Source organism: Roseateles sp. FW301-B2 (genome assembly GCF_058788955.1).
On the sequence record NZ_JBYTBE010000010.1, the window covers coordinates 1 to 25,911 of the forward strand.

The 25,911-nt window shown below is 67.4% G+C and carries 29 protein-coding genes and 1 other RNA gene; 18 read left to right on the forward strand and 12 right to left on the reverse strand.

Annotated elements, in window-relative coordinates:
• The 3 genes from AC3WQY_RS08870 to rsxB all read left to right on the forward strand — a co-directional run.
• On the forward strand, positions 1-291 hold a 291-nt coding region (locus tag AC3WQY_RS08870; RefSeq protein ID WP_492707555.1), incomplete at its 5' end, for an aminotransferase class I/II-fold pyridoxal phosphate-dependent enzyme.
• Positions 292-490: 199 nt separating this feature from the next.
• Positions 491-1,804: a polyhydroxyalkanoate depolymerase gene (locus tag AC3WQY_RS08875; protein ID WP_492707557.1), complete on the forward strand. Its 1,314-nt coding sequence runs from the start codon at positions 491-493 to the stop codon at positions 1,802-1,804.
• Positions 1,801-2,475, forward strand: coding sequence for an electron transport complex subunit RsxB (gene rsxB / locus AC3WQY_RS08880; RefSeq protein ID WP_492707559.1), 675 nt, complete (start codon positions 1,801-1,803; stop codon positions 2,473-2,475). The genes AC3WQY_RS08875 and rsxB overlap by 4 nt, the downstream gene beginning before the upstream one ends.
• Before the next feature lie 16 nt (positions 2,476-2,491).
• Here rsxB and AC3WQY_RS08885 read toward each other — a convergent pair whose 3' ends face one another.
• Genes AC3WQY_RS08885 through AC3WQY_RS08900 form a run of 4 tightly spaced genes read right to left on the reverse strand, consistent with a single transcriptional unit; the run spans position 2,492 to position 6,097 of the window.
• The gene (locus AC3WQY_RS08885; RefSeq protein ID WP_492707561.1) at positions 2,492-3,283 is read right to left on the reverse strand and encodes a ChbG/HpnK family deacetylase; all 792 of its coding nucleotides are present in this window, start codon (positions 3,281-3,283) and stop codon (positions 2,492-2,494) included.
• Positions 3,280-3,657, reverse strand: coding sequence for a GtrA family protein (locus AC3WQY_RS08890; protein WP_285232290.1), 378 nt, complete (start codon positions 3,655-3,657; stop codon positions 3,280-3,282). Before AC3WQY_RS08890 ends, AC3WQY_RS08885 begins: the two co-directional genes overlap by 4 nt.
• Positions 3,654-4,658: a glycosyltransferase family 2 protein gene (locus AC3WQY_RS08895; RefSeq protein ID WP_492707564.1), complete on the reverse strand. Its 1,005-nt coding sequence runs from the start codon at positions 4,656-4,658 to the stop codon at positions 3,654-3,656. Before AC3WQY_RS08895 ends, AC3WQY_RS08890 begins: the two co-directional genes overlap by 4 nt.
• A complete protein-coding gene (locus AC3WQY_RS08900) occupies positions 4,655-6,097 on the reverse strand; it encodes an ArnT family glycosyltransferase (protein WP_492707566.1) in 1,443 nt (480 codons plus the stop codon). The genes AC3WQY_RS08895 and AC3WQY_RS08900 overlap by 4 nt, the downstream gene beginning before the upstream one ends.
• 93 nt (positions 6,098-6,190) lie before the next feature.
• On the opposite strand from AC3WQY_RS08900, the gene nth reads away from it, so the two are divergent.
• From nth to AC3WQY_RS08930, 6 genes are all read left to right on the forward strand, one after another.
• Positions 6,191-6,850 carry an endonuclease III gene (gene nth / locus AC3WQY_RS08905; protein WP_492707568.1) on the forward strand — a complete coding sequence of 220 codons (660 nt, stop codon included), beginning with the start codon at positions 6,191-6,193 and terminating at the stop codon, positions 6,848-6,850.
• A gap of 24 nt (positions 6,851-6,874) precedes the next feature.
• The gene (zapB, locus tag AC3WQY_RS08910; RefSeq protein ID WP_285232294.1) at positions 6,875-7,093 is read left to right on the forward strand and encodes a cell division protein ZapB; all 219 of its coding nucleotides are present in this window, start codon (positions 6,875-6,877) and stop codon (positions 7,091-7,093) included.
• Positions 7,090-7,395, forward strand: a complete 306-nt coding sequence (locus tag AC3WQY_RS08915; protein WP_285232295.1) for a cell division protein ZapA — start codon at positions 7,090-7,092, stop codon at positions 7,393-7,395. The genes zapB and AC3WQY_RS08915 overlap by 4 nt, the downstream gene beginning before the upstream one ends.
• Before the next feature lie 40 nt (positions 7,396-7,435).
• Positions 7,436-7,618, forward strand: a non-coding RNA gene (ssrS, locus tag AC3WQY_RS08920) — 6S RNA.
• A 25-nt stretch (positions 7,619-7,643) separates the two neighbouring features.
• Positions 7,644-8,111 (forward strand): EVE domain-containing protein, encoded by a 468-nt coding sequence (locus AC3WQY_RS08925; RefSeq protein WP_285232296.1) that lies wholly within the window; start codon positions 7,644-7,646, stop codon positions 8,109-8,111.
• Positions 8,112-8,113: 2 nt separating this feature from the next.
• Positions 8,114-8,926 (forward strand): sulfite exporter TauE/SafE family protein, encoded by an 813-nt coding sequence (locus AC3WQY_RS08930; RefSeq protein ID WP_492707571.1) that lies wholly within the window; start codon positions 8,114-8,116, stop codon positions 8,924-8,926.
• 19 nt (positions 8,927-8,945) lie between these two features.
• On the opposite strand, the gene AC3WQY_RS08935 is transcribed toward AC3WQY_RS08930, so the two are convergent.
• Entirely contained in the window at positions 8,946-9,902 is a 957-nt protein-coding gene (locus AC3WQY_RS08935; RefSeq protein WP_285232298.1) for a GGDEF domain-containing protein, read from the reverse strand.
• Between the two features lie 324 nt (positions 9,903-10,226).
• Here AC3WQY_RS08935 and AC3WQY_RS08940 point away from each other — a divergent pair, with 324 nt between their 5' ends.
• From AC3WQY_RS08940 to AC3WQY_RS08965, 6 genes are all read left to right on the forward strand, one after another.
• Positions 10,227-11,438, forward strand: a complete 1,212-nt coding sequence (locus AC3WQY_RS08940) for a BaiN/RdsA family NAD(P)/FAD-dependent oxidoreductase (RefSeq protein WP_492707574.1) — start codon at positions 10,227-10,229, stop codon at positions 11,436-11,438.
• Positions 11,439-11,642: 204 nt separating this feature from the next.
• Positions 11,643-11,855 (forward strand): 30S ribosomal protein S21, encoded by a 213-nt coding sequence (gene rpsU, locus AC3WQY_RS08945; protein WP_012346814.1) that lies wholly within the window; start codon positions 11,643-11,645, stop codon positions 11,853-11,855.
• A 107-nt stretch (positions 11,856-11,962) separates the two neighbouring features.
• A complete protein-coding gene (locus AC3WQY_RS08950) occupies positions 11,963-12,409 on the forward strand; it encodes a GatB/YqeY domain-containing protein (protein ID WP_492707575.1) in 447 nt (148 codons plus the stop codon).
• Positions 12,410-12,417: 8 nt separating this feature from the next.
• Positions 12,418-12,759 carry a protein tyrosine phosphatase family protein gene (locus tag AC3WQY_RS08955; RefSeq protein ID WP_285232304.1) on the forward strand — a complete coding sequence of 114 codons (342 nt, stop codon included), beginning with the start codon at positions 12,418-12,420 and terminating at the stop codon, positions 12,757-12,759.
• Between the two features lie 158 nt (positions 12,760-12,917).
• Positions 12,918-13,517 carry a TRAP transporter small permease subunit gene (locus AC3WQY_RS08960; protein WP_285232305.1) on the forward strand — a complete coding sequence of 200 codons (600 nt, stop codon included), beginning with the start codon at positions 12,918-12,920 and terminating at the stop codon, positions 13,515-13,517.
• Positions 13,518-13,530: 13 nt separating this feature from the next.
• Entirely contained in the window at positions 13,531-15,297 is a 1,767-nt protein-coding gene (locus AC3WQY_RS08965; protein WP_492707577.1) for a TRAP transporter large permease, read from the forward strand.
• A gap of 111 nt (positions 15,298-15,408) precedes the next feature.
• On the opposite strand, the gene AC3WQY_RS08970 is transcribed toward AC3WQY_RS08965, so the two are convergent.
• Together AC3WQY_RS08970 and pmbA are read right to left on the reverse strand one after the other, a co-directional pair.
• Positions 15,409-16,491: a TRAP transporter substrate-binding protein gene (locus tag AC3WQY_RS08970; protein WP_285232307.1), complete on the reverse strand. Its 1,083-nt coding sequence runs from the start codon at positions 16,489-16,491 to the stop codon at positions 15,409-15,411.
• 127 nt (positions 16,492-16,618) lie between these two features.
• Positions 16,619-17,995: a metalloprotease PmbA gene (gene pmbA / locus AC3WQY_RS08975; RefSeq protein ID WP_492707580.1), complete on the reverse strand. Its 1,377-nt coding sequence runs from the start codon at positions 17,993-17,995 to the stop codon at positions 16,619-16,621.
• 104 nt (positions 17,996-18,099) lie between these two features.
• On the opposite strand from pmbA, the gene yjgA reads away from it, so the two are divergent.
• The gene (gene yjgA / locus AC3WQY_RS08980) at positions 18,100-18,678 is read left to right on the forward strand and encodes a ribosome biogenesis factor YjgA (protein ID WP_285232309.1); all 579 of its coding nucleotides are present in this window, start codon (positions 18,100-18,102) and stop codon (positions 18,676-18,678) included.
• Complete coding sequence (gene mog / locus AC3WQY_RS08985; protein WP_492707582.1) at positions 18,668-19,249, forward strand: molybdopterin adenylyltransferase; 582 nt, start codon at positions 18,668-18,670, stop codon at positions 19,247-19,249. Before yjgA ends, mog begins: the two co-directional genes overlap by 11 nt.
• On the opposite strand, the gene cysE is transcribed toward mog, so the two are convergent.
• Together cysE and AC3WQY_RS08995 are read right to left on the reverse strand one after the other, a co-directional pair.
• A complete protein-coding gene (gene cysE / locus AC3WQY_RS08990; RefSeq protein WP_492707802.1) occupies positions 19,242-20,000 on the reverse strand; it encodes a serine O-acetyltransferase in 759 nt (252 codons plus the stop codon). The genes mog and cysE overlap by 8 nt on opposite strands.
• Before the next feature lie 45 nt (positions 20,001-20,045).
• Positions 20,046-20,789: an RNA methyltransferase gene (locus AC3WQY_RS08995; protein WP_285232311.1), complete on the reverse strand. Its 744-nt coding sequence runs from the start codon at positions 20,787-20,789 to the stop codon at positions 20,046-20,048.
• A gap of 98 nt (positions 20,790-20,887) precedes the next feature.
• On the opposite strand from AC3WQY_RS08995, the gene AC3WQY_RS09000 reads away from it, so the two are divergent.
• Positions 20,888-21,835 (forward strand): inositol monophosphatase family protein, encoded by a 948-nt coding sequence (locus tag AC3WQY_RS09000; protein ID WP_492707585.1) that lies wholly within the window; start codon positions 20,888-20,890, stop codon positions 21,833-21,835.
• A gap of 16 nt (positions 21,836-21,851) precedes the next feature.
• Here the strand turns inward: AC3WQY_RS09000 and AC3WQY_RS09005 are convergent, their stop codons facing one another.
• Genes AC3WQY_RS09005 through AC3WQY_RS09015 form a run of 3 tightly spaced genes read right to left on the reverse strand, consistent with a single transcriptional unit; the run spans position 21,852 to position 25,911 of the window.
• Positions 21,852-23,297, reverse strand: coding sequence for a glycoside hydrolase family 30 protein (locus AC3WQY_RS09005; RefSeq protein WP_285232313.1), 1,446 nt, complete (start codon positions 23,295-23,297; stop codon positions 21,852-21,854).
• Positions 23,298-24,824, reverse strand: a complete 1,527-nt coding sequence (locus AC3WQY_RS09010) for a tryptophan halogenase family protein (RefSeq protein WP_492707587.1) — start codon at positions 24,822-24,824, stop codon at positions 23,298-23,300.
• A 13-nt stretch (positions 24,825-24,837) separates the two neighbouring features.
• Positions 24,838-25,911 carry an ABC transporter ATP-binding protein gene (locus AC3WQY_RS09015; RefSeq protein WP_492707589.1) on the reverse strand — a complete coding sequence of 358 codons (1,074 nt, stop codon included), beginning with the start codon at positions 25,909-25,911 and terminating at the stop codon, positions 24,838-24,840.

The following is a 25,911-nucleotide window of genomic DNA, read 5'->3' on the forward strand; positions in this document are numbered from 1 at the left end:
CTGCGCGCCATGTGGGAAGAGGAACTGGCCGGCATGCGCCTGCGCATCCGCGAGATGCGCCAGGCCCTGGTGGCCGAGCTGAAGGCCGCCGGCGTGAGCCAGGACCTGAGCTTCGTTACGCGCCAGAAGGGCATGTTCAGCTACTCGGGCCTGAACGCCGCCCAGATGCAGCGCCTGCGCAGCGAGTTCGGCATCTATGGCGTGGACTCCGGTCGCATCTGCGTGGCGGCGCTGAACGGCAAGAACCTCAAGGCCGTGGCGGCCGCCATGGCCGCCGTCATCGCCGGCTGATTGGCCGGCTGATTTGTCCCTTGCGCGACAGCAGCGCCGGGTAATTACCGGCGCTGTGCGCACTATTTCGGGGATTCATAGGTAATTGACACAAGGCAGGAGTCAGTCTGGGCTCGTAGAATGCTGCAATGCACAAATGAGCAAGCCGCTGCCACTCGCAGCGAACTAGCAGCCCAGTTCCTGAACCAAGAGGTCCGCCATGCTGTACCAGCTCTATGAAACCCAACGCGCGCTGATGAGCCCCTTCGCGGAGTTCGCCAGCGCCTCGGCCAAGCTCTACAGCCACCCGCTTTCGCCCTTCACGCACACGCCGCTGGCGCAACGCGTGTCGGCCGGCCTGGACCTGATGCATCGCCTGGCCAAGGAGTACGAGAAGCCCGAGTTCGGCATCCGCGGCGTGGATGTGGACGGCGTCGAGGTCGCGGTGCAGGAGCTGGTGCCCATCACCAAGCCCTTCTGCCGCCTGCTGCGCTTCAAGCGCTACACCGACAACCTGCAGGTGCTGGCCAAGATGAAGGAGCAGCCCACCGTGCTGGTGATCGCGCCGCTGTCCGGCCATCACAGCACGCTGCTGCGCGACACCGTCAAGCAGCTGCTGAAGGACCACAAGGTCTTCATCACCGACTGGACCGACGCCCGCATGGTGCCACTGGAGGCCGGCCCCTTCCACCTGGACGACTACATCGCCTACGTGCAGGAGTTCATCCGCCACGTCGGCCCCGATGTGCACGTGATCTCGGTCTGCCAGCCCACCGTGCCGGTGCTGGCGGCGATTTCGCTGATGGCCTCGAATGGCGAGATCACGCCGCGCTCCATGACCATGATGGGCGGCCCCATCGACGCGCGCCGCAGCCCCACGGCGGTGAACAACCTCGCGATGAACCGCAGCCACAGCTGGTTCGAGAACAACGTCATCTACCGCGTGCCCACCAATTTCCCGGGCGCCGGCCGTGCCGTCTACCCCGGCTTTCTGCAGCACACCGGCTTCGTGGCGATGAACCCCGACCGCCACCTCAGCTCGCACTACGATTACTTCCTGGACCTGGTGCGCGGCGACGACGACAGCGCCGAATCGCACCGCCAGTTCTACGACGAGTACAACGCCGTGCTCGACATGCCGGCCGAGTACTACCTCGACACCATCAAGACGGTGTTCCAGGACTTCGCACTGGTGAACGGCACCTGGGAGGTCGATGGCCAGCTGGTGCGCCCGCAGGACATCCAGGGCACCGCCCTCTTGACCGTGGAGGGCGAGCTGGACGACATCTCCGGCGCCGGCCAGACCCGTGCCGCCCACGAGCTGTGCAGCGGCATCCCCACCGCGCATCAATACCATTACGACGCCATCGGCGCCGGCCATTACGGCATCTTCTCGGGCCGCCGCTGGCGCGAGAAGGTCTATCCGGTGGTGCGCGACTTCATCCTCAAGTACAACCACGCGGCCGAGCGCCCGGCCCATGCCGATGGCAGCACCGTGCGCAAGCCGCGCAGCAAGAGTAAGACGACGGCTTGATTGCAGCGCTGACGCCTCTTGAGGACCTGACCCAACGCATTGATCAGGCCCTGCCCCAGACCCAGTGCACGCGCTGCGGCTACCCGGACTGCCGCAGCTATGCGGCCGCGCTGGCCGGCGGCACGGCGGGCCTCAATCAATGCCCGCCCGGCGGCGCCGAGGGCGTCGCGCGCCTGGCCGAGATCACCGGCCGCCCGGCGCTGCCACTGAGCGCCGCGCACGGTGTGGAGGGGCCGCGCACGCTGGCGGTGATCGACGAAGACTGGTGCATCGGCTGCACCCTGTGCATCAAGGCCTGCCCGGTCGATTGCATCGTCGGTGCGCCCAAGCAGATGCATGTGATCGTGGACGCGCAATGCACCGGCTGTGAGCTCTGCATCCCGGCTTGTCCGGTGGACTGCATCGCCCTGGTGGATGCCAGCGCCGGCCGTAGTGGCTGGGACGCCTGGAGCCAGCCGCAGGCGCAAGAGGCGCGTGAGCGCTACCAGTTTCACCAGCTGCGCGTGGTGCGCGACAAGCAGGAAAACGACGCACGCCTGCAGGCCAAGGCCGAGCACAAACTCGCGCACCTGGCCGAGATCAGCAAGCTCAGCGATCCATCGGAACTCGACAAGAAGCGCAACGTGATCGAGGCCGCACTGGCGCGCGCGCGCGCCAAGCGTGGCGTTTAGTGCCGTTTAGCGCCGCCTAGCGCCAGTCGGCACACAGGCCCAGCTGTACCCCCTGCCGTGCCAGCAGCTCGCCGGCCTCGGTGCTGAGCCAGAAGGCATGCTCGCGCACGCGCGCCGCACGGATCGGATCGGCACGGGTTTCGGTGCCGCCGGCCCGGCCCGGGTGGGTCATCAACAGGCCGCCGTCGGGCAGGCCGGCCAGCCAAGCCGCCACCAGTTCACCGAACCGCGCCTCGGGGCCGAAGTCGTAGACACCGGCGAAGTCGCGGTTCATCGCCAGGCCCTGCGCCTGCGCCAGGCCTTGCAAGCGGCCCGCGCCCAGGGCCGCGATCACCGCCGCCTTGGGGCCTCGCCAGCGCCGCGCACGCGTGTCGCGCAACGCGCAGCCCCGGCCATAGCGGCGCGCCAGCGCCGCCACCACGGCCTCGCGCAGCACCGGCAACTGATGCACATGCTGGTGACCATCCAGATAGTCGGGCGCCCGGCCCAGCGTGGCCTCGAAGGCGTCCAGCTGGCTGGCCACCCAGGCGTCAGCATCGCGGCGCGCAATCGCGCCCAGATAGGCGGCCGCGATCCAGCCCGACAGGCTGCGCCTGGCGTAGCCGGCGAACTCGTTCACGTCCAGGTGCAGGCCGACATCGGCCGCACCGGCACGTTCGCGCAAGGCCGGTGCCCATTGCACCCAGGCGGGCGACAGCACCATACAGCTGGTGGCGCTGAGGCGGCCGGCGTCGATGCCGTCGAGGATGCCCTGGCTGACAGCGGCGTCGAAGCCGTAGTCGTCGGCACAAATCTGCACCCGCTTCATGCCGCCCGCCGCTTGAAGGCCCAATGCCGGCTCAGCAGCCAGGTCATCGCCGCCACCGCCAGCAGCACCAGGAACAGCGCGAGGCGGTACTCCACGCCCAGGCCGAGCAGGACGGCGTACATCAGCTCATTGCTGGCAAAGCCAAGCAGCGCCACCAGCGCAAAGCGCGGCAGGGCCTGGCGGCCGCTCGCCTGCTGGGCCGCGAAGCTGAGCCGGTGATGGCCGACAAAGCTGACGCAAAAGGCCAGCATGAAGCCCAGCACATTGGCCAGCAGGGGCGCCAGGTCCAGCAGCTTCACCGCCAGCACCACCACGCCGAAGTGCACCGCGGCGGCGCTCGCCCCCACGGCGCCGAACCACAGCAAGGACCTCACGGTTCGCCGTCCCGGCCGGCCAGCGGCGGGGTCAGGTCTTGCGTCACATAGAGCGGGCGGCGCTTGACCTCGTCGAACACCCGACCGAGGTACTCGGCGATGATGCCCAGGCACAGCAGCTGCACGCCGGCCAGGAAGGTGATCGACGCCGCCAGCGTGGCAAAGCCCGAGATGTCGTTGCCCAGGAAGAGCTTCTCGAACACGATCCAGAGGCCGAACACCACCGAGGCCACCGACACCATGATGCCCAGCGCCGACACCAGGCGCAGCGGCACCTTGCTGAAGGCGGTGATGCCGGTCACCGCCAGCGACAGCAGCCGCATGAAGCGGAAATGGCTCTCGCCATGGGCACGCTCCTCCGGCACGAAGGGGATTGCCTGGGCCTTGAAGCCCACCCAGGCGAACAGGCCCTTCATGTAGCGCGCGCGCTCCGGCAACTGGCGCAGGGCCAGCACCACGGCGCGATCCAGCAGGCGGAAGTCACCCGCGTCGGCGGGCAGTTCGAAGCGCGAGCCCTTTTGCATCAGCCAATAGAACACGCGCGTGTAGCTGCGCCGCGCCCAGGACTGCGAGGCGCGCCGCCCGGTCTGCACGCCGTAGACCACGTCGAAACCGGCGCGCCAGCTCTGCAGCATCTCCAGCACGCAGGCGATCGGATGCTGACCGTCGGAGTCCATGCTGACGACCACCTGGCCCTCGGCGGCATCGAGGCCGGCGGTGAGCGCCGCCTCCTTGCCGAAGTTGCGCGAGAGGCGCAGCAAGCGCACCGGCAGGCCCGCATGGATCAGGCCCTGCACCACCAGCACGGTGTCGTCGCGGCTGCCATCGTCCACCACCAGCAGCTCCAACCGATCCGCCTGCGCGCTCAGGCGCGCCTGCAGTTCCGGCAGCAGCCAGGCCAGGTTGGCGGCCTCGTTGTAGGCCGGCAGCACCACGGACAGCAGGGCAGGTCGCAGCCGCGGTGCAGCAGCGGGCTGAAGGGTCTGGGGCAAGGAACTCATCGGGCTGAATTGTGCGACAGAGCCAGCTCGGCCACGAGACAGGCGTCCTTGTTGCAAGCCAGTGCCCGGTCGGCGGGCACCTCCGCGCGCGGCAGGACCGCGAAGGCGGGCGCACCGGGCTCGCCCGGCATGCCCTCGTACAGGCGTCCGGCGGTGTAGAAGTAGGCCGAGTAGGGAGGCTTGGCCTGGTAGCGCAGCGCACAGCGCTGACCCGCACAGGCCTTCTCGTAGGCAGCGATCAGCCCCTGGTCCGAATTGCGCTGCACTGCCTGCGGCAATTTGTAGAGATAGGCCCAGGCCGTCAGCGCCAGCACCAGCAGCACATAGACGCGCAGGCGGCGCCCCGCCAGGCTGGCCTCGGGCAGCAGGCCCAGCGCCAGGATCACCAGGCCCGGCATGGCCGTCAGCGCATAGGTGGCGATGATGTTGCGCGCGCCCGTGAAGACCAGCAGCGGTGCGAGCAGCAGGCAGGCGGCATAGCTGATCAGCTCGGGCTCGAGCTGGCTGCGCAGTTGCCGCCCGACCGCGCCGCGGCCCTCGCGCCAGCGCAGCCAGGGCAGGCGCGCCAGCGCCAGCAGCACCCAGGGCAAGGCGGCGACGAGGGTGAAGAGCCAGATCATGCCCAGCGGCTGGGCATGGGCGAAGCCATAGCGGTCGCCCTTCCAGCCCGGCTGCAGGAAGCGCATCACATGCTCGCCCAGCACGAAGTACTGCAGGAAGCCGGGTGTCTTGAGCTCGGCGATGACGAACCAGGGCAAGGCCACCGCCATCCAGATCAGCCACACCCAGGGGTCGCGCATCACGGCCCAGACCAGGCGCCAGTGCCGGCGCCAGCCCGCATGCATGAGGATGGGCAGCAGCGCCAGCACGGCCGCGGCCGGCCCCTTGGTCAGCAGCGCCAGGCCCAGACCCAGCGCCAGCACGCGCGCGGCACGGCGGCGCCCCGCGCCCTCGTCCTTGAGCACCCGCCACCAGGCGGCCTGCACCAGCAGCACGGTGGCGCCCAGGGTGGCATCCGTCATCACCGCACCGGCGCACAGGAAGAACAGCGGGCTCAGCATCAGCCCCGTCAGCATGGCCGCGCGCTGCAGCGCCGACACGCTGCCCTTGAGCATCCAGTGCATGCTCCACAGCGCCAGCAGCGCCCACAGCAGCGCAGCCAGGCGTCCGGGCCAGGCGTGGGCGCCGAACAGCTCCATCAGCAGGGCCTGGCTCCAGGTCGACAGCGGCGGCTTGGCCCAGAACACCTCGCTGGGCGTGATGTGCGGGCTGACCCAGTCCTGCAACACCACCATCAGGCGCGCGATCTCGGCGTAGCGCGCCTCGGTATGGTCGGTCAGCACCGCCAGCGGCAGGCTGGACAGGCGCAGCAGCAGGGCGGCGGCGAGCACCAGCCACCAGACCCGGGTGGCAGCAACGTGAGGAAGCGGTTTGGTCATCGAAGCGGGGCGAAGCATGAAGCGCCGAAGCAGGTGCCGCATTCTCCTTGAGGCGCGCGGCCCAGCAGCGACAATTCACGCATGAACTCGCAAATGATTCAGCACTTCTTCGAAACGCTGCAGCGCGCCAACCCCGCGCCACAGACCGAGCTGGAGTACGCCAGCGTGTTCGAGCTGCTGGCGGCGGTGCTGCTGTCGGCCCAGGCCACCGATGTGGGCGTGAACAAGGCCACGCGCCGGCTGTTCGCGGTGGCCAACACGCCGGCCAAGATGCTGGCGCTGGGCGAGCAGGGTCTGAGCGAGTACATCCGCACCATCGGCCTGTACCGCACCAAGGCCAAGAATCTGATCGCCACCTGCCAGATCCTGCTGAGCCAGCATGGCGGCCGGGTGCCGCGCACGCGCGAGGCGCTGGAGGCCCTGCCCGGCGTGGGCCGCAAGACCGCCAACGTGGTGCTCAACGTCGCCTTTGGCGAGGCCACCATGGCGGTGGACACGCATATCTTCCGCGTCGCCAACCGCACCGGCCTGGCGCCGGGCAAGACACCGCTGGCGGTGGAACTGGGCCTGCTCGAACGCATTCCACCGGCCTTCATGGTGGACGCGCACCACTGGCTGATCCTGCATGGACGCTATGTCTGCCAGGCGCGCAAGCCGCTGTGCTGGCAATGCCAGGTGGCGAGCGATTGCGACCACGGGCGCCAGCTCGCGGCCGCTGCCAAGCCCCACCCTACAATGGCGGCCGCCCAGTAGGCGTCTGAATCACCACAGGAAGCCATGCCTAGCATCACCGACCTCGTTGACCGGGTGGAGCGACTGTTGTTGCGCCATGAAGAACTGACGCGCACAAATGCCTTGCTCGAAGAGCAGGTGCAAGCGCTCAGCCAGGAGCGCGACAGCCTGCGTTCGCGCCTGCATGCCGCGCGCGCGCGCATTGATGCGCTGCTGGACCGACTGCCGCTGGAATCCTCCGAAACCGGAAAGAACACCCCATGAAGCAAATGGAAGTCACCATCATGGGCCAGAGCTATTTGCTGGGCTGCCCGGATGGCGGTGAGGCCGCGCTGACCAAGGCCGTGGCCCAGGTCGACAAGGAGATGTGCGCCATCCGCGACGCCGGTCGCGTCAAGGCGCGCGAGCGCATCGCGGTGTTGGCGGCGCTCAACCTCGCCTATCAGCTCGCCGAAGCCCCCAGCAAACCCGCTGCCAAGACCGGTGCAGCGGTGGATGCCCCGGAGCTGGAGGCCTTGATGCGCCGCCTCGATGAAGCGCTGGCGCAGGACGGCCAATTACTCTGAGCCTACGGCGCGCGCGGGCATCGGGCCGGCCTTAGAATCCAGCTGTCCGCTGCGTTCGCGTGAGTTCTATATTTCCTTGAACCGATGCTCTCTGAGCAAGGGCTTGGAACATTGCTCGGCTGGTGTGATCGTCTCGCGTCAGATGAACCCGAAGTCCTGCTGACCTCGCCCACCTGAATCCCTGGGTTCAGGAATGCGGCTCACGGCTCGCGGTGGACACCTTCTTACCCACCCTCCCCGATCGTGCCTTGAACTACTGGCTGATGAAGTCCGAGCCCGACGAGTGCTCGATCGATGATCTCGCAAGCGCGCCCGGCCAATGCCTGCCCTGGATCGGCGTGCGCAACTACCAGGCCCGCAACTTCATGCGCGACGCCATGCGCATCGGCGACGGCGTGCTGTTCTACCACTCCTCCTGCCCGCAACCCGGCATCGCAGGGTTGGCCGAAGTGGCCAGCCCCGCCTACCCGGATGCCAGCCAGTTCGATCCCGCCAGCCCTTACTACGACCCCAAGTCCAAGCCCGAGCAAGCGCGCTGGCTGCATGTGGACGTGCGGTATCGACGCAAGACGCGCCTGCTGAGCCTCACCGAGATGCGCGAGCGGCCCGAGCTGGCCGGCATGCGCGTGCTGCAGGCGGGCAACCGGCTCTCCATCACGCCCGTGCTGGCCGAGGAATGGCAACGCGTGCTGCAGCTGCTGGAAGGCCCGACCTGAGCATGATGGATCCCTTGCTGTTCGCCGAGTTGCTGAGTCTGGGACTTTGCTCCGGCTTCCTGGCCGGCCTGTTGGGCATCGGCGGCGGCATGCTGATGGTGCCCTTCCTGACCATCATCCTGTCGGCGCGCGGCGTCGACGCCGGCATGGCGGTGAAGATGGCCATCGCCACCTCCATGGCCACCATCATGTTCACCTCGCTGTCCAGCGTGCGCGCGCACCACAAGCGCGGCGCGGTGCGCTGGGATCTGGTGCGCGGCCTCGCGCCTGGCATCGTGCTGGGCGGGCTGCTGGCCGGCGCGGGCATCTTCGCCCTCATCAAGGGGCAGGCTCTGGCACTGGTGTTTGCGGCCTTCGTGGGCTTTTCGGCCACGCAGATGCTGCGCAACAAGAAGCCGGCGCCCAGCCGGCAGATGCCCGGTACGGCCGGGCAGTTGGGTGCCGGTGCCGGCATCGGTCTGCTGTCGGGTTTGGTCGGGGCCGGTGGCGGCTTTGTCTCGGTGCCCTTCATGACCTGGTGCAACGTCGCCATGCACAGCGCGGTGGCCACCAGTGCGGCACTGGGCTTTCCGATCGCGCTGGCCAACACCCTGGGCTATGTGCTGGGTGGCTGGCAGCTGCAAGCCGCCCTGCCCGGCGCACTTGGTTATCTGTACCTGCCGGCCCTGGCCGTGATTGCGAGTGCCAGCGTGCTGATGGCGCCGCTGGGCGCGCGCGCCGCCCACGCGATGAATGTGCAGCAGCTCAAGCGCGCCTTCGCCCTGCTGCTCTACCTGCTGGCGGCCTATATGCTCTACAAGGGCCTGCTGCGCTGAGCCGGCCTGCGCTGGCCGATCAGGTTCCGAACGGAATCGACGCCAGCACCACCTGATTGCCGCCGCGCCGTTGCGCCTCGTGCACCGCAGCCTCGCTGGCATGCAGCAACTCGTCCTGCTTGGAGGCGGTGTGCGGGAAGCTGGCCACGCCCATCGACAGCGACAGCCCCAGGTCGTGGCCGTTCAGCACCACGATCTGCGCCGTGCATTGCTTGCGCAGCTGCTCCATGCGCGCATGCGCCGTTGCCAGCCCCACGCCCGAGAGCAGCACGGCGAAGTGATGCTCGCCGACGCGGCAGGCCGCATCCATGGCGCGGGTGTTGGCGCGCAGCATGCGCCCCAGGCCTTCCAGCAGGCGCTGCTGCGCCTCGGCGCCCAGCGATTGCGCCGCCGCCGGCAGCGGGTCCAGGGCAATCAGCACCAGCGCGAACTCGCGATGCTCGCGCGTGGAGAGGTCGATTTCGCGCAGCAATTGATCGTCGAACTGCGCACGCAGGTAGAGCCCTGAGACATCGTCGCGGCCCGACCCCGCCTGCAATTCGCGCCGCAGCTGCTCGATGGCCTTCTGCTGTTGTTCGATCTGCGCCAGCGCGCGCTGCAGATGCGACTCGCGGTGACGCTCCTCGGTGCGTTCCGCCCACAAGGCCATCACGAACTCGCTGCCGAGCGCGGCGCGCGTCACGGAGAACTCGCGGCGCCGGCCCGCCAACTCCAGCCGGTGCTCGCTGACGACGACGCTGCGCTGCGCCATCGCCGCCTGCTCGACCCGCCGCATCGCCTGCACCTCGTCGCTGCGCATCAGGTCGGTATCCAGACTGCCGACGATGCTGGATTCGGTGCGCTCGAACAAATCGTCCAGTCCGGGGCTGGCATAGACATAGCGCCCGGTGGCCAGCGACTTGACGGCCACAAAGCTGCCGTGCGGCTCGGCCAGGCCCAGCAAGGCGGCGGCCACATCGGCATCGGCCAGGCCCACGCTGCTCAGCCATTGACCGAATCGTTCCCTCTCGGGCTTTGCTCCTGCTGGGGCTGCCGACTGGTTGTCCATTTTTTTCTAATGTCGAAGCAAGGTGGCGAGCGATGCGCGCCTGCCTTGCATGTTGGTATGCGTCGAATGTAGATGGGCTGCCACCAGCCTAGCAATAGCCTGGATCGGGGCCACCCCACATAACCCCTAGCTTGTGGAAGTTTCGGCACAAGCCCGTGCGGCCGGGCAATATAACCCGAGCCGTATACTCGGCCGCCCTCCCCCGGGGCATTCCCGGCCTGCTCCGTGCGCCCTGCGCAGTACCCCATTCCCATGCAAGACTTTGACCTCGTCGTGGTCGGCGCTGGCGCTGCCGGCCTGTTCTGCGCCGGCATCGCCGGCCAGCGCGGCCTGCGCGTGCTCCTGATCGATCATGCGCCCCGCCTCGCCGAGAAGATCCGCATCTCCGGCGGCGGCCGCTGCAACTTCACCAACCGCGACGTCGGCCCAGCCAATTTCCTGTCGGAGAACCCGGCCTTCTGCCGCTCGGCGTTGGCGCGCTACAGCTCACAGGACTTCATCGCCCTGGTGCAGAAGCATGGCATTGCCTTTCATGAGAAGCACAAGGGCCAGCTGTTCTGCGACGACAGCAGCGAACGCATCATCCAGATGCTGTTGCGCGAATGCGAGTTGGGGCAGGTGGAGCGGCGCCAGCCCTGCACCGTGCACGAGCTGCGCACCGCGGCGGGCGGTTTCGAACTCGAAACCTCGTCCGGCCCCTTGCGCAGCCGCCGCGTGGTGGTGGCGACCGGCGGGCTGTCGATCCCCAAAATTGGCGCCAGCGACTGGGGCCTGCGCCTGGCCAAGCGCTTCGATCACGCCATCGTCGAGCCACGCCCGGCGCTGGTGCCGCTGACCTTTGACACCCAGGTCTGGGCGCCCTTCGCCGAACTCTCGGGCCTGTCCCTGCCCGTGGCCGTCAGCGTGGGCCAGGGCAAGGCCAGGGCGCGTTTCCTGGAGGACCTGCTGTTCACGCATCGCGGCCTGAGCGGCCCGGCCATGCTGCAGATCTCCAGCTACTGGCGCGAAGGGCAGGAGCTCGAACTCGACCTGCGCCCGGATGCCGACCTGGCCGCGCTGCTGAAGGCCGCCAAACAGAGCTCCAAGCGCCTGCTGGGCAACGAGCTGGCGGAGCATCTGCCCAGCCGCCTGGCCCAGACCTGGCTGGCCCGGCTTGCCATCGCCCCCAATCGGCCCATGCCTGAATGCAAGGACAAGGACCTGCAGACCCTGGCCCAGCATCTCAAGGCCTGGCGCCTGCTGCCTGACGGCACCGAGGGATGGCGCAAGGCCGAGGTGATGCGCGGCGGCGTCGACACCCGCGAACTCAACTCGCAGAACATGGAAAGCAAGCGCGCGCCGGGCCTGCACTTCATCGGCGAGGTGGTCGATGTCACCGGCTGGCTGGGTGGCTACAACTTCCAATGGGCCTGGGCCAGCGCGGCCGCCTGCGCCAGGGCCATGGAGCCCTCCGGCGCGCGCTGAATGGGGTCTTGCAGCACTTATCGTGCCGCAATTTGTCAAACCCCTTTGATTCCGGCTATACTCACTCTCTTTGCTGGCAAACCCTGCGCGTCGATTCGGAAGCGGAATCCGGATACCCCGCTTCAGAGGCGGTCTGCTCAAGCCCTCAAAAGCTGCAGCCGTCTCGGGCGAACACCGAGCGCAACTTGAAGGAACCACTGTTTCATGACCACGATTCGCGTCAAAGAAAACGAGCCGTTTGATGTGGCACTGCGCCGTTTCAAGCGCACCATTGAAAAGCTGGGCTTGCTCACCGAGCTGCGTGCTCGCGAGTTCTACGAAAAGCCCACGGCTGAGCGCAAGCGCAAGAAGGCTGCGGCCGTCAAGCGCCACTACAAGCGCGTGCGCAGCATGCAGCTGCCGAAGAAGCTGTACTGATCGGTCTCGATTAGTCGCTTCGGGAAAGGCCTCGGCCTCTCCGATCAAGCCCGCGCAGGACGCTGCCGCGGGCTTTTTCCATTCTGGATCGCCAACAAGGAATTCTGATGAGCCTGAAAGATCGCATTACCGAAGACATGAAGGCCGCCATGCGTGCCAAGGAGATGGACAAGCTCTCCACCATCCGCATGCTGCTGGCCGCCGTCAAGCAAAAGGAAGTGGACGAGCGCGTGGTGGTGGATGACGCCGCCCTGATCGCCATCGTCGACAAGCTGATCAAGCAGCGCAAGGATTCGATCAGCCAGTTCAGCGCCGCCGGCCGCCAGGATCTGGCCGACAAGGAAAGCGCCGAACTGCCGGTGCTGGAAGCCTATCTGCCGCAGCGCCTGAGCGCGGAGGAGATCCAGGCCGCCGTGCTCGCCATCGTCGCCGAGCTGGGCGCCAAGGGTCCCGGCGACATGGGCAAGGTGATGGGCGCGGTGAAGGCACAATTGGCCGGCAAGGCCGACATGTCCCTGGTCTCGGCCGCCGTCAAACAAGCCCTCAGCAACTGAATCACACCATGAGTCTGCCCGCCCAAGCCCTGACCCCCGAGCTCAGCGTCGCCCCGCAGCTGGATCCCTCCGCCATGGCGGCGGCGGCGGCGGCGGGCTTTCGCAGCGTGATCAACAACCGGCCCGACTTCGAGGGCGGCCCCGAGCAACCCACCGCGGCGCAGATGGAAGCAGCAGCGCTGGCCGCCGGCCTGGCCTACGCCTACCTGCCGGTCAACGGCGCCTACCAGTCGCCCGAAGAGATCGCGCAGTTCAAGCAGTTGCTGGAGCGCCTGCCCAAGCCCGTGCTGGCCTTCTGCCGCTCGGGTGCGCGCTCGACCAAGCTCTTCATGGCCGCCACGGCCCCCTGAGTCTGCGCCCCAAGGGAATACGCGCCTAGGACTTGCCCTAGGTCCGGCGTCCCGTTCAGGCAAGTTTCAGGCCTGGGCTCTTACATTGCGACAAACACGCGCGGCAGGCGCATTTGCGCCTGCCGCCTGCGCTCGCATCAAGAACTCAGGAGGCATTCGTGTCCTTACTCCTCAAGCTTTCCGGTCTGATCGACGGCCTCAACCGCTTCGTCGGCCGTTGGGTCATCTGGCTGATCCTCGGATCGACCGCCATCAGCGCCATCAACGCCGTGGTGCGCAAGGCCTTCAACTACAGCTCCAATGCCTTTCTCGAAGTGCAGTGGTATCTGTTTGCCGCTTCCTTCCTGCTGGCCGCCGGCTACACCCTGCTGAACAACGAGCATGTGCGCATCGACGTGGTAGTGGGCCGCTTCTCCAAGCGCGTGCAGACCTGGGTCGATATCTTCGGCTTCGTGGTGTTCCTGCTGCCGCTGTGCTTCACGGTGCTCTACCTCGGCATCCCCTTCTTTCTGCAGGGCTACCACTCCAATGAGGTGTCCTCCAACGCCGGCGGCCTGACGCTCTGGCCGGTCTACTTGCTCATGCCTCTCGGCTTTGGCCTGCTGCTGCTGCAAGGCCTGAGCGAGCTGATCAAGCGCTTCGCCTTTTTGCAGGGCCTGATTCCCGACCCGACCCTCAAGGTTGCCGCCATGACGCCCGAAGAGGAGTTGGCAGAAGCCATCCGCCTGGCGGCCGAACAGAAGAAGAACCAGGCCTGAGGGAGCTGCATCCATGGAATTTCTAGCCAACAACCTGGCCCCCATCATGTTTGCGGGGCTGATCGTGTTCCTGCTGATGGGCTTTCCGGTCGCCTTCAGCCTGGGCGCCTGCGGTCTCTTCTTCGGCTTCATCGGCATCGAGCTGAACGTGCTGCCGGCCTCGCTGATGCAGGCCCTGCCGCTGCGCATCTTCGGCATCATGAAGAACGACACGCTGCTGGCGATCCCATTCTTCACCCTGATGGGCCTGATATTGGAACGCTCGGGCATGGCCGAGGATCTGCTAGATACCATCGGTCAGCTGTTCGGCCCGATCCGCGGCGGCCTCGCCTTCGCGGTGATCTTCGTGGGCGCGCTGCTCGCCGCCACCACCGGCGTGGTGGCGGCTTCGGTGATCTCGATGGGCCTGATCTCGCTGCCCATCATGCTGCGCTACGGCTATGACCGCCGGGTCGCCTCCGGCGTGATCGCCGCCTCCGGCACGCTGGCTCAGATCATTCCGCCCTCACTGGTGCTCATCATCCTGGCCGACCAGCTCGGCAAGAGCGTGGGCGACATGTACAAGGGCGCCTTCGTGCCCGGCTTCGTGCTGACCGGCCTTTACACCCTCTACATCATCGGCATCGCCATCTTCAAGCCCAAGTGGGTGCCGGCACTGCCGCTGGAGGCACGCTCGATCCGCGAAGACAACGGCAAGAGCGGCCTCGCCTCGCTGGGCATCCTGACCCTGGTGTCGGTGGGCGTGGCGGTCTACTTCGGCGAACACTACGGCGAGGTGCTGGGCTACTTCAAGGGCGAAGCGGTCAGCAACGTGCCGCTGGACGAGACCATCGTCGTCTCCATGTCGGTGGGTGTCGGCCTGGCCTTCCTGGCTTCGGTCGTGAACAAGCTCACCGGCCTTGGCCTGCTCTCGCGCATGGCCGAGCGCGTCACCTTCGTACTGATCCCGCCGCTGGCGCTGATCTTCCTGGTGCTGGGCACCATCTTCCTGGGCATCGCCACTCCCACCGAGGGCGGCGCCATGGGCGCCATGGGCGCGCTGCTGATGGCGCTGGCGCGCGGGCGCCTGAGCGGCAAGCTGCTGACGCAGGCGCTGACCTCCACCACCAAGCTGGCCTGCTTCGTGGTGTTCATCCTGATCGGCTCCACGGTGTTCAGCCTGTCGTTCCAGGGTGTGGACGGCCCCAAGTGGGTCGAGCATCTGCTCACCAGCCTGCCCGGCGGCCAGCTGGGCTTCCTGATCTTCGTGAACCTGCTGATCTTCGTGCTGGCCTTCTTCCTGGATTTCTTCGAGCTCAGCTTCATCGTCGTGCCACTGCTCGGCCCCGTCGCGGAGAAGCTCGGCATCGATCTGATCTGGTTCGGCGTGCTGCTGGGCGTCAATATGCAGACCAGCTTCATGCATCCGCCCTTCGGCTTTGCCCTCTTCTACCTGCGCAGCGTCGCGCCGCTCACCGATTACATCGACAAGCTCACCGGCCGCAAGATCGCGCGCATCACCACGGGCCAGATCTACTGGGGTGCGGTGCCCTTCGTGGTGATCCAGATCATCATGGTCGGGCTCATCATCGCCTTCCCCAACCTGGTCTCGGGCGGCCTGGGCAAGCATGAGGCGCTGGACACCAGCAATGTGCAGCTCGACGTGCAGCCCGCCGACGACAACTCGGCCAAGGAGATGGACGCCAACGCCCTGTTCGGGCCCGCCGATGGTGCGGCCTCGGCGCCCGCCAAGCCGGCCTCGGCGAGCAGTGATCCGCTGGAAGCGGCGGCCGGCAAATAAGGCTGCTCCGCTAGGCTCCAAGGGCCGCCGCCGGCGGCCCTCTTTCTTTTGCGCGCACAAAAAAGCCCGACAGGCCGTGAAACCTGCCGGGCCTTACGAGCGCCGCGCCGCTTAGAGCTTCTGCGCCTGCATGAAGTCATCGAAACCGGCCTCAGCAAAACGGAACCAGAGGTTCTGCTCGCGGCGGAACTTGGACCAGTCCTCGTAGACCTTCTTCCAGTTCGGATTCTTGGCCGAGAGTTCGCTATAGAGCGCCTGCGATTCCTTAAAGGCCGCCTCCATCACGTCCTTGGGCATGCGGAACAGCTTGGTGCCGCCGGCCACCAACTGGCGCAGGGCATCCGGGTTCTTGGCATCGTACTTGGCCTGCATGTCGGTGTGAGCCATCGCGGTGGCGGCCTCGACGATCGCCTTGTACTCGGCGCTCAGGCCCTCATAGGCCTTGGTGTTGATGAAGAAGTCCAGTTGCGGGCCGCCTTCCCACCAGGCCGGGTAGGCATAGTACGGGGCCACCTTGTTGAAGCCCAGCTTCTGGTCGTCATAGGGGCCCACCCACTCGGCCGCATCGATGGTGCCCTTCTCCAGCGATTGGTAGATTTCTCCGCCGGGAATGTTCTGCGGCACACCACCGATGCGCTCCAGCACGCGGCCGGCAAAACCGCCGATACGCATCTTCTGGCCCTTGATGTCGGCCAGGCTCTTCACTTCCTTGCGATACCAGCCACCCATCTGCGCACCGGTATTGCCGCCCAGGAAGTTGATGATGTTGTAGTTGCGATAGAACTCGCGCATCAGCTTCAGGCCATTGCCCTCGATCATCCAGGCGGTGTTCTGGCGGCTGTTCAGGCCAAAGGGAACGGCGCAGCCCAGCGCGAAGGTCTCGTCCTTGCCGAAGAAGTAGTAGGGCGCGGTATGTGCAATCTCGACCGTGCCGTCCTTCACCGCATCAACCACGCCGAACGGGGGCATCAACTCGCCACCAGCGTGCACCGAAATCTGGAACTTGCCGCCGGTCATCTCGCCGACCTTCTTGGCGAACACATCGGCCGCGCCAAAGATGGTGTCCAAGGACTTTGGGAAACTCGAAGCCAGGCGCCAGCGGATATTCGCTTGTGCCTGCACGATGGCAGGCGCAGCGCCCGCGGCCAAGACCCCGGCCAAACCTGCCTGACGGACGAAGGAACGACGTTCCATAAGCTTGCTCCTAGTAATTGAAATGCACAGAGATGCGCGCAAATTCTAGGAGTGGCGAAATGCCAGCTTCACGGGTACAAACCCCTGCGAAATAGGCTAGTAAATCGACCGCCCCTGCAGCGAATCGTCAGCTGCCCGCAAGCTTCATGCGATCGATCAGCACCGAGCCCACGGTCTTGCTGCCCAGGGTGTATTGGTCGTTGCCGATGCCGACGATGCCCTTGAGCATGTCCTTCATATTGCCGGCAATGGTGACCTCATGCACCGGGAAGGCGATCTCGCCGTTCTCCACCCAGTAGCCGCTGGCGCCGCGCGAGTAGTCGCCGGTCACATAGTTGACGCCCTGCCCCATCAGCTCGGTGACGAACAGGCCGCGCCCCATGCGCCGCAGCATGGTGTCGAGGCTGTCGCCGGGCGCGGTCAGGCGGCTCGTCATCACCAGATTGTGCGAGCCACCGGCATGGCCCGTGGTGCGCATGCCCAGCTTGCGCGCCGAGTAGGTGGAGAGGAAATAGCCTTGCAGCACGCCGGCCTCGACGACGCTGCGCGCGTGCGTGGCCACACCCTCATCATCGAAGGGCGCGCTGCCCTTGCCCTTGAGCACATGCGGGTCCTCGTGCACGTCGATATGCGAGGCCAGCACGCTCTGGCCCAGGCTGTCGAGCAGGAAGCTGGCCTTGCGGTAGAGCGCGCCACCGCTGGTGGCCTGCACCAGGGCGCCCAGCAGCCCGGCCGCCACCGTGCTTTCGAACAGCACCGGCACCTCGGCCGTCTTGACCTTGCGCGACTTCAGGCGCGAGAGCGCGCGCTCGGCGGCATAACGGCCCACCGCCTCGGGCGAAGCCAGCTCGGCGGCATCGCGCATCGAGCTGTACCAGGAGTCGCGCTGCATGCCGGCGCCGCGGCCGGCAATCGGCGCCACCGAGAGCGAATGCCGCGAACTGGCGTAGCCGCCGCGGAAGCCGCGCGTGTTGCCGGAGAAGAAATGCGATTGCTGGGCCGACACCGCCGCGCCCTCAGAATTGGTGATGCGTGCATCCACCGCGAAGGTGGCGGCCTCGCAGCGCAGCGCCAGCTCGGCGGCCTGCTGGGCGTCGATGTCCCAGGCGTGGAACAAGTCCAGCTCGGGGCGGGCCGCGACGTCGAGCGAGAGGTCCTGCTCGTCGGGCAGGCCGGCCACCGGATCCTCGGCGGTGAAGCGTGCGATATCGAAAGCGGCGCGCACCGTGTCGTGCAAGGCCTTGGCCGAGAAGTCCGAGGTGCTGGCATTGCCGCGGCGCTGGCCCACATAGACCGAGATGCCCAGCGACTTGTCGCGGTTGCGCTCCACGTTCTCCAGCTCGCCCCGGCGCACCGAGACCGAGAGCCCGCAGCCCTCGGACACCTCGGCCCCCGCGTCGCTGGCACCCAGGCGTCTGGCCTCGGCGAGCACCTCGTCGATCAACTGGCGAAAACGCTCCTGGCTGTAGGCGAAACCGTGGTCAGTGTTGCTGCTTGCTGTCATGGATGCTGATGCTGTTCTGTGGGGCGAGGAACGCCGGACGACTATCATACGGGGCCGTGCCCCCGCCCCGAAGTACACCACCGCGGCCACCCAGCAGCAGCCAGATGCCACAACATTACGAAGAACAAGCCGCGGACGACGAATTCGATCGTCCCAGCAAGAGCCAGAAGAAGCGCGAGATGCATGATCTGCAGTCGCTGGGCGAAGACCTGCTGGCCCTGCCCAGCAGCCGCCTCGCGCCGCTGGACCTGCCCGAGATTCTTTTCGACGCCATCAAGGCCGCCAAGAAGATCACCAATTTCGAGGGCAAGCGCCGCCAGGTGCAGTACATCGGCAAGCTGATGCGCAAGGTCGACCCCGAGCCGTTGCGCCAAGCGGTGGCCGATTTCAAGCTGGGGCGCGCCAAGGACAGCCTGGCACTGCACCAGAGCGAGCGCTGGCGCGAGCGCCTGCTCGACAACGACGAAGCCCTGCAGGCCTTCATTGCCGAGCATGGCGGCACCGATGTGCAGCAGTTGCGCAGCCTGGTGCGTGCCGCACGCAAAGACGCCGCCAACGAGCCCGAGAAACGCAGCGGCCGCGCCTTCCGCGAACTGTTCCAGTTCATCAAGGCCGAGAACCTGCGCGTCAATGGTCCCGGTGAGCAGGCCGACGACATCGAGCCCGAAGACGATGACGAGTGAAGCCGTACGCATCGGCATCGTCTCGATCAGCGACCGTGCCTCCACCGGCGTCTACGAGGACAAGGGCCTGCCCGCGCTGCAGGACTGGCTGACGCGGGCGCTACTGAACCCGATCGAGTTCGTGCCGCGCCTGATCCCCGACGAGCGCGCCGGCATCGCCGCCACCCTGCGCGAGCTGGTGGACGAGGCGCGCTGCGACCTGGTGCTGACCACCGGCGGCACCGGGCCGGCGCCGCGCGATGTCACGCCCGAAGCCACCATGGACGTGGCCGAGCGCGAAATGCCCGGCTTTGGCGAGCAGATGCGCCAGATCTCGCTGCACTTCGTGCCCACCGCCATCCTGTCGCGCCAGGTGGCGGTGATACGCGGCAAGAGCCTGATCATCAATCTGCCCGGCCAACCCAAGGCGATTGCCGAGACCCTGGAGGGCCATGCCGCCGCCAGCGGCATCTTTGCCGCCGTGCCCTATTGCATCGACCTGATCGGCGGCCCGTATCTCGAAACGCGCGATGCGGTGATCAAGGCCTTCCGGCCCAAATCGGCGCAGCGCCCGGCACGCCCGGCTACTTGACCAACTGGCTCAGCGAGGCCGCGTCAAAGCTCTCGCTTTGCTGGGCATCGACCGGCACGCAATTGCCCACCGGCTCGCGTGTGGCCGCCGAGAGCTTGCACACCGCCTGCCACAGCAGCGCGATCTGGTGTTCATGGCCGGCGGCGCTGTCGATCAGGCCCTTGAGCGCCTGTGCGGTGGGGTCGTCGCCCAGCTTGACCCCGTAGGCCGAGAAGCCCGGCTTGGCCGGCGAAGCCTCGGCCTCGATGATGCGCGCCGGATTGCCCACCGCGGTGGCGCCCGCCGGCACCGGCTTGGTGACCACCGCCCCCGAGCCGATGCGCGCACCGGCGCCCACCGTGAAGCCGCCCAGCACGCAGGCGTTGGCACCGACGATCACGCCGGCCTCCAGCGTGGGATGGCGCTTGGCGCCCTTCACCAGCGAGGTGCCGCCCAGGGTCACGCCCTGGTAGATGGTGCAGTCCTCGCCAATCTCGGCCATCTCGCCGATCACGATGCCCATGCCATGGTCGATGAAGACGCGGCGTGCGATGGTGGCGCCGGGGTGGATCTCGATGCCGGTGAGAAAACGCGCCAGGTGCGAGACGAAGCGGCCCAGCCATTTGAAGCCATGGGTCCAGCAGGCATGGGCCCAGCGGTGCATCACCAGTGCATGCAGGCCCGGGTAACAACTCAGCACCTCCCAGGCCGAACGGGCGGCGGGGTCGCGTTCCTGGATCAGGGCGATGTCTTCACGAAGGCGCTGGAACAACATGGGGCGGCGGATCAAAAGGGCTGGCCAGTTTAGCCAGACATATCAACCCTTGCCGGCCTGCTGCTTCGCCAGCATGGCGCGGGCGATGCCGCGCCAGATATGCACTTCCTCAGCGGTCAGCTGGGCGCGGTTGAAGAGCTGGTTGAGGCGCGGCATCAGCTTCTTGGGCGCGGCGGGGTCCAGGTAGCCGATGCCCTCCAGCGCCTGCTGCAGGTGCGTGAGCAGCCCCTGCACCGCCTGCGCGTCGGCCAGCTGCGGGTCGGGCGTGCGCGGCGCCACCAGGTAGCCGCCCAGGGCCTGGCGCAGATCGTAGGCCAGCAGCTGCACCGCCTGGGCCAGGTTCAGCGAACCGTAGTCGGGGTGGGTGGGGATGGAGAGCACCGCATGGCAGCGGTACACATCCTCGTTGCTCATGCCGTAGCGCTCGGAGCCGAACAGCAGGCCGATCTTGTGCTGTTGCTGCTGGGCCAGCTCGGCGAACAGGCCGCGCGGCTCGCGCGTGGGCGGGCCGAAGTCGCGCGGCGTCATCGCGGTGGCGCAGGCAAAGGTCACGCCGTCCAGGGCCTCGGCGACGGTGTCGACGATGCGCGCGCGCGCCAGGATATCGGCGGCGCCGCTGGCCATGGCCACGGTCTCCTCCTGGCACAGCACGTCGGCAAAACGCGGCCGCACCAGCACCAGCTCGGCAAAGCCCATCACCTTCATGGCCCGCGCGGCGGCGCCCACATTGCCGGGGTGGCTGGTCTCAATCAGGACAAATCGTGTGGAATCCACGCTGGCAGACATGCAAGGCTCGGCTAAAATGCGCGATTATCCGCGGGCACCCTGCCCGCCACCGCTCTTTTCCTTCGCCAGTCCACCCCTACACCCTTGCAGGTTCCAGCATGACGCAGCAAGTCGCACTCCATCCCATGCTCAACGTGGCCATCAAGGCCGCGCGTGCAGCAGGTTCCATCATCAACCGCGCGTCCCTGGACCTCGACATTCTCAAGATCAACACCAAGTCGCCCAATGACTTCGTGACCGAGGTGGACCAGGCGGCCGAGCAGGTCATCATCGAAACCCTGCTGCAGGCCTATCCCGACCATGCCATCCTGGCCGAAGAATCCGGCCGCACCCATGGCGCCAAGCATTCCGAGTTCCAGTGGATCATCGACCCGCTGGACGGCACCACCAACTTCATCCACGGCTTCCCGGTCTATTGCGTGTCGATCGCGCTGGCGCACCGCGGCGTGGTGCAGCAGGCGGTCGTCTACGACCCGACCCGCAACGACCTCTTCTACGCCACGCGCGGCCGCGGCGCCTATCTGAACGACCGCCGCCTGCGCGTCTCCAAGCGCACCCGCATGGGCGACGCGTTGATCGGCACCGGCTTCCCCTTCCGCCGTGGCGACAACTTCAAGCGCTATATGAAGATGTTCGAGGACGTCATGACCCAGTGCGCCGGCCTGCGCCGCCCGGGTGCCGCCGCCCTGGACCTCTGCTATGTGGCCGCCGGCTATTACGACGCCTTCTTCGAGACCGGCCTGAACCCCTGGGACGTGGCCGCGGGTTCGCTCATCATCACCGAGGCCGGTGGCCTGGTGGGCAACTTCACCGGCGAGTCGGACTTCCTGCACCAGCGCGAGATCGTCGCCGGCAGCCCCAAGATCTACGGCCAGATGGTGCAGATCCTGACGCCCTACACGCGCGTCATCAAGGCCGAGGAAGAGACCGCCGCCGAAGCCAAGCCCAGCGCCGCCGACGTGGTGGCCGAGGCCGCCAGCGCTGAGGCGCCCAAGAAGCGCGCCGCGGTGCGCATCAAGAAGCCGGTCGACGGCCAGGCCGAGTAAGCCGCGGCGGTGCCACCTAGCGCGGCGCCTGCCAGACAAAGGTGGCCACGCTGGACGCCGGCAGTTCGTAGGCAAAGCGCTGGCCCTGCGCGGTGACCGAGAAGCGGCGCGGCTGCGCCGCCGAGTTGCAGACGATCAGCACCTCGCGGCCATCGTCGGCATGGCGGAAGGCCACGCTGTCGAGCCCGTCCATGCCACTGCTGGAGGCAATGCGCTGCGCGCCCTGGCGCACGAAGCGGCTCGCGTGGCCGAAGGCGTAGTACTCGATATTGCGCGTCACCGCCCCGGTCTTCGAGTCGATGGTGACGACGCCGCGGCAATCCTTGCAGCCGCCCAGGTGCGGGCCATGGTTCTCGTCCAGCGCCAGATTCCACATCAGCACGCCGCGCGCCCAATGGCGGGTGGCGCCGATGATGAGGTTGCGCGTCAACCAGGGCAGCGATTCGTCGAAGCGCGGCGCCCATTCGCCGCCCGAGCATTCGGTGAACCAGACCTCCTTGTCGGGATAGGCATCATGCACCCGGCCCTGCGCCGCCACATCCCCGGCATAGCAATGCCAGGCCACGCCCTGCACAAAGCCGCGCGCCTGCGCATCGCCCAGCATCGCCAGCGGTGATTGCGGCTCGTCCCAGTTGTGGTCCCAGTCGAACAGCTGGGTCTTGAGGCCGTGGCTTTGCAGCAGCGGACCCAGATGCTGGCCGATCAGCGCCGCACGCGCCGCCGGGTCCAGGCGCATGCCGGGATAGTCGGGCGGCTCGAAGTGCGGCTCGTTCTGCAGGGTGAGCGCAAAGATCGGCACGCCCTCGGCCGCATAGGCCTGCACATAGCGCAGCAGGTACTCGGCGAACACGCCATACATCTCGGGCTTGAGCGCGCCCTGGATCAGGCTGTCGCTGGTCTTCATCCAGCCCGGCGCGCTCCAGGGCGAGGCCATCACCTGCAGCTGCGGATTGATGGCGCGCGCCGCCTTCAGCACCGGCAGCAGCTCGGCGCGGTTCGGCTCGATCGAGAAGCGCGCCAGGCCGGGGTCGGTCTGGCCGCGCGGCATGTCGTCGAAGGAATAGTGCTGGCGCGAGAAGTCGGAGGCGCCGATGGTCAGGCGCGCGAAGTCGAAGCCCAGGCCCTGCGGCCCGCGGCCGAACAGTTCCTCCAGCAGGGCCTGGCGCTGGCCGGCGCTCATGCGCTGCTGGATCAGCCAGGCCGAGGCATCGGTGATCGAGGCGCCGAAGCCCACCATGGTCTGGTAGCGCTGGCCGGCGTCGACGACGATGTCCAGCGCCTGCGCCGGCTGGCTGCCGAAGGCCAGATCCGGCGCACGCGCCAGCAGCCGGCTCTGGTCGCCGGTGGTGATCCAGGCCTGCACCGCGGCGCCCGCGGCCGGGCCGGGCGGCGCACCGGTACCGCAGGCGGTCAGCAGGCCGGCGCAAAGCAAGGCAATCGTGGCAGCGACAGGTCTTCTCATTCAATGGCTCTCATCGGGATGGGTGGCCGCGCAATGCGCGGCAATGAACTCGGCGTGGCCGGGCATCACGGCCACGCAGCGCTGGATCACGCTGCGCGTGTCGTCGACCATGGCCTGCACCTCGGCGAGCGGACGCTGGTCGACAAAGGGGTGATAGCCGGCCGGCAGCAGGCCCTGGCCCACCATCACCTGCAGCCAGCTCATCTCGGTGAAGAGCTCGGTGCCCTCGCGGAACAGGCGGCCGTTGGCACGGAACAGCTCGATCTTGTGGCGCAGCGTCTCGGGCACCTGCATATGGCGGCAATAACGCCAGAACTCGCTGTCCTCGCGCGCGCTGGCCTTGTAGTGCAGGATGATGAAGTCGCGGATGCGCTCGTACTCGAACTGGGTCTGGCGGTTGTATTCGGCTATCTCCACCGCCTCCAGCCCGGCATGCGGGAAGAACTGGATCAGCCGCGTCACCGCCGACTGGATCAGGTGGATGCTGGTGGACTCGAGCGGCTCCATGAAGCCGCTGGCCAGGCCCACGGCCACGCAGTTGAGCTTCCAGAACTCCTTGCGTCGGCCGGTCAGGAACTTGACCAGGCGCGGCTCGGCCAGCGGCGCACCGTCCAGCTGGGCCAGCAGGGTGCTGCGGGCCTCGTCCTCGCCGATGAAGCGGCTGCTGAACACATGGCCGTTGCCGACGCGGTGCTGCAAGGGGATGCGCCATTGCCAGCCGGCCGCGTGCGCGGTCGAGCGCGTGTAGGGCAGCAGCGGCGGCGCCGCGGCGCTGGGCACGGCCAGCGCGCGGTCGCAGGGCAGCCAATGCGACCAGTCCTCGTAGCCGGCCTTCAGGGTCTGCTCGATCAGCAGCGCGCGCATGCCTGAGCAGTCGATGAAGAAGTCGCCCTCCACCAGCTCGCCGCTGGCGAGGCGCAGGCCCTTGATGCGGCCATCGTCCGCGTGGCGCAGCACCTGCTCGATGCGGCCCTCGATGCGCTGCACGCCGCGCTGCTCGGCATGGTGGCGCAGGAAGCGCGCGTACAGGCTGGCATCGAAGTGATAGGCATAGCCGATGTCGGCCAGCGGCGACTCGGCCATGTCGGGCCGCGGCCGCAGGAACTTGCATTCGCGCGGTGCCGCGGTGTTGATCGAATAGTCGCCCAGCTCGCCCGCCCTGCCCTCGCGCCGCAGGCGCAGCCAGTAATGGTGAAAGGGCACGGCGCCGAGTTCGCGGCCCACCTTGCCGAAACCGTGGATATAGCGCTCGCCGCGCGCGCCCCAGTCGACGAACTCGATGCCCAGCTTGAAGCTGCCCTGGGTGGCGCGCAGGAACTCGTCCTCGTCGATGCCCAGGGCCTCGTTGAAGGCGCGGATATGCGGGATGGTGGCCTCGCCCACGCCGATGATGCCGATCTCGTCGGACTCGACCAGGCGCAGCTCGTAGGGCTGGCCCAGCAGCTTGGCGAGCGCCGCGGCGCTCATCCAGCCGGCGGTGCCGCCACCGACGATGACGATGCGGCGCAGGGGGGCAACAGCAGTCATGTCCTGACTCCCATCAGAGGCGTTGCTCGCTGCCGGCATCGAACAGCGACAGGCGGCTGGCGTCGAGGTCGAACTCGACGACCTGGCCGGCGCGCAGCACCAGGGCCTCGTGCACCAGCGCGGCCAGGCTGTGGCCGGCGCTGGCAATCCACACCACCTGGTGGTTGCCCATCGGCTCGACCAGCTCGACCTGGCCGCTGAAGGCGCCGCCCTGGCGCAGCAGCACATGCTCGGGCCGGATGCCGGCCACCACCGCCTGGCCATGCATCGGCGCGGCCAGGAATTCATAGCCGCCCAGGTCCAGCTCGAAGGGCTGGAGCAGGCGCACCGGCGCACCCGGCTTGCAGCTCAGCTGGGCCGGCACGAAGTTCATGCCCGGCGCGCCCAGAAAGCCCGCCACGAAGAGATTGGCCGGCCGCTCGTAGACCTCGCCCGGCGCGCCCACCTGCTGGATCACGCCGCCCTTCATCACCACGATGCGGCTGGCCAGGGTCATGGCCTCCACCTGGTCGTGGGTGACGTAAATCATGGTGGCGCCGAGCTGCTGGTGCAGCAGCTTGAGCTCGCGGCGCAGCTCGGCGCGCAGCTTGGCATCGAGGTTGGAGAGCGGCTCGTCGAACAGCAGCACCGCCGCCTCGCGCACCAGCGCACGCCCGATCGCCACGCGCTGGCGCTGCCCGCCGGAGAGCTGGGCCGGCTTGCGCTGCAGCAGCGGCTCCAGCTGCAGCATCTGCGCGGCGCGCTGCACGCGGCGCGCGATCTCGGCCTTGGGCACGCCGGCCACGCGCGGGCCGAAGGACATATTGCGCTCCACCGTCATGGTCGGATAGAGGGCGTAGGACTGGAACACCATGCCGATGCCGCGCTCGCTGGGCTCGGCCTCGGTCATTTCGGCGCCGCCGATCTCGATGCGGCCGCCGCTCACCTCGATGAGGCCGGCAATGCTGTGCAGCAGGGTGGACTTGCCGCAGCCCGAGGGCCCCAGCAGCACCAGGAACTCGCCCTCCTGCACCGCCAGGTTCAAGCCCTGGATCACCGCATGGCTGCCGAATGAGATGTCTAGATCGCTGACCTTCACGGCACTCAT

Excerpts from the sequence above, each read along its gene's own strand:
- pmbA (WP_492707580.1), bottom strand. The coding sequence starts at position 17,995 with ATGACAGCAAGCAGCAACACTGACCACGGTTTCGCCTACAGCCAGGAG.
- AC3WQY_RS09010 (WP_492707587.1), bottom strand. The coding sequence starts at position 24,824 with ATGACTGCTGTTGCCCCCCTGCGCCGCATCGTCATCGTCGGTGGCGGC.
- yjgA (WP_285232309.1), top strand. The coding sequence starts at position 18,100 with ATGCCACAACATTACGAAGAACAAGCCGCGGACGACGAATTCGATCGT.
- zapB (WP_285232294.1), top strand. The coding sequence starts at position 6,875 with ATGCCTAGCATCACCGACCTCGTTGACCGGGTGGAGCGACTGTTGTTG.
- mog (WP_492707582.1), top strand. The coding sequence starts at position 18,668 with ATGACGAGTGAAGCCGTACGCATCGGCATCGTCTCGATCAGCGACCGT.
- AC3WQY_RS09015 (WP_492707589.1), bottom strand. The coding sequence starts at position 25,911 with ATGAGTGCCGTGAAGGTCAGCGATCTAGACATCTCATTCGGCAGCCAT.
- AC3WQY_RS09000 (WP_492707585.1), top strand. The coding sequence starts at position 20,888 with ATGACGCAGCAAGTCGCACTCCATCCCATGCTCAACGTGGCCATCAAG.
- AC3WQY_RS08950 (WP_492707575.1), top strand. The coding sequence starts at position 11,963 with ATGAGCCTGAAAGATCGCATTACCGAAGACATGAAGGCCGCCATGCGT.
- AC3WQY_RS08940 (WP_492707574.1), top strand. The coding sequence starts at position 10,227 with ATGCAAGACTTTGACCTCGTCGTGGTCGGCGCTGGCGCTGCCGGCCTG.
- AC3WQY_RS08900 (WP_492707566.1), bottom strand. The coding sequence starts at position 6,097 with ATGACCAAACCGCTTCCTCACGTTGCTGCCACCCGGGTCTGGTGGCTG.
- AC3WQY_RS08965 (WP_492707577.1), top strand. The coding sequence starts at position 13,531 with ATGGAATTTCTAGCCAACAACCTGGCCCCCATCATGTTTGCGGGGCTG.
- AC3WQY_RS08955 (WP_285232304.1), top strand. The coding sequence starts at position 12,418 with ATGAGTCTGCCCGCCCAAGCCCTGACCCCCGAGCTCAGCGTCGCCCCG.
- rpsU (WP_012346814.1), top strand. The coding sequence starts at position 11,643 with ATGACCACGATTCGCGTCAAAGAAAACGAGCCGTTTGATGTGGCACTG.
- AC3WQY_RS08930 (WP_492707571.1), top strand. The coding sequence starts at position 8,114 with ATGATGGATCCCTTGCTGTTCGCCGAGTTGCTGAGTCTGGGACTTTGC.
- AC3WQY_RS08995 (WP_285232311.1), bottom strand. The coding sequence starts at position 20,789 with ATGTCTGCCAGCGTGGATTCCACACGATTTGTCCTGATTGAGACCAGC.
- AC3WQY_RS08875 (WP_492707557.1), top strand. The coding sequence starts at position 491 with ATGCTGTACCAGCTCTATGAAACCCAACGCGCGCTGATGAGCCCCTTC.
- AC3WQY_RS08885 (WP_492707561.1), bottom strand. The coding sequence starts at position 3,283 with ATGAAGCGGGTGCAGATTTGTGCCGACGACTACGGCTTCGACGCCGCT.
- AC3WQY_RS08895 (WP_492707564.1), bottom strand. The coding sequence starts at position 4,658 with ATGAGTTCCTTGCCCCAGACCCTTCAGCCCGCTGCTGCACCGCGGCTG.
- AC3WQY_RS09005 (WP_285232313.1), bottom strand. The coding sequence starts at position 23,297 with ATGAGAAGACCTGTCGCTGCCACGATTGCCTTGCTTTGCGCCGGCCTG.
- AC3WQY_RS08970 (WP_285232307.1), bottom strand. The coding sequence starts at position 16,491 with ATGGAACGTCGTTCCTTCGTCCGTCAGGCAGGTTTGGCCGGGGTCTTG.
- AC3WQY_RS08915 (WP_285232295.1), top strand. The coding sequence starts at position 7,090 with ATGAAGCAAATGGAAGTCACCATCATGGGCCAGAGCTATTTGCTGGGC.
- nth (WP_492707568.1), top strand. The coding sequence starts at position 6,191 with ATGATTCAGCACTTCTTCGAAACGCTGCAGCGCGCCAACCCCGCGCCA.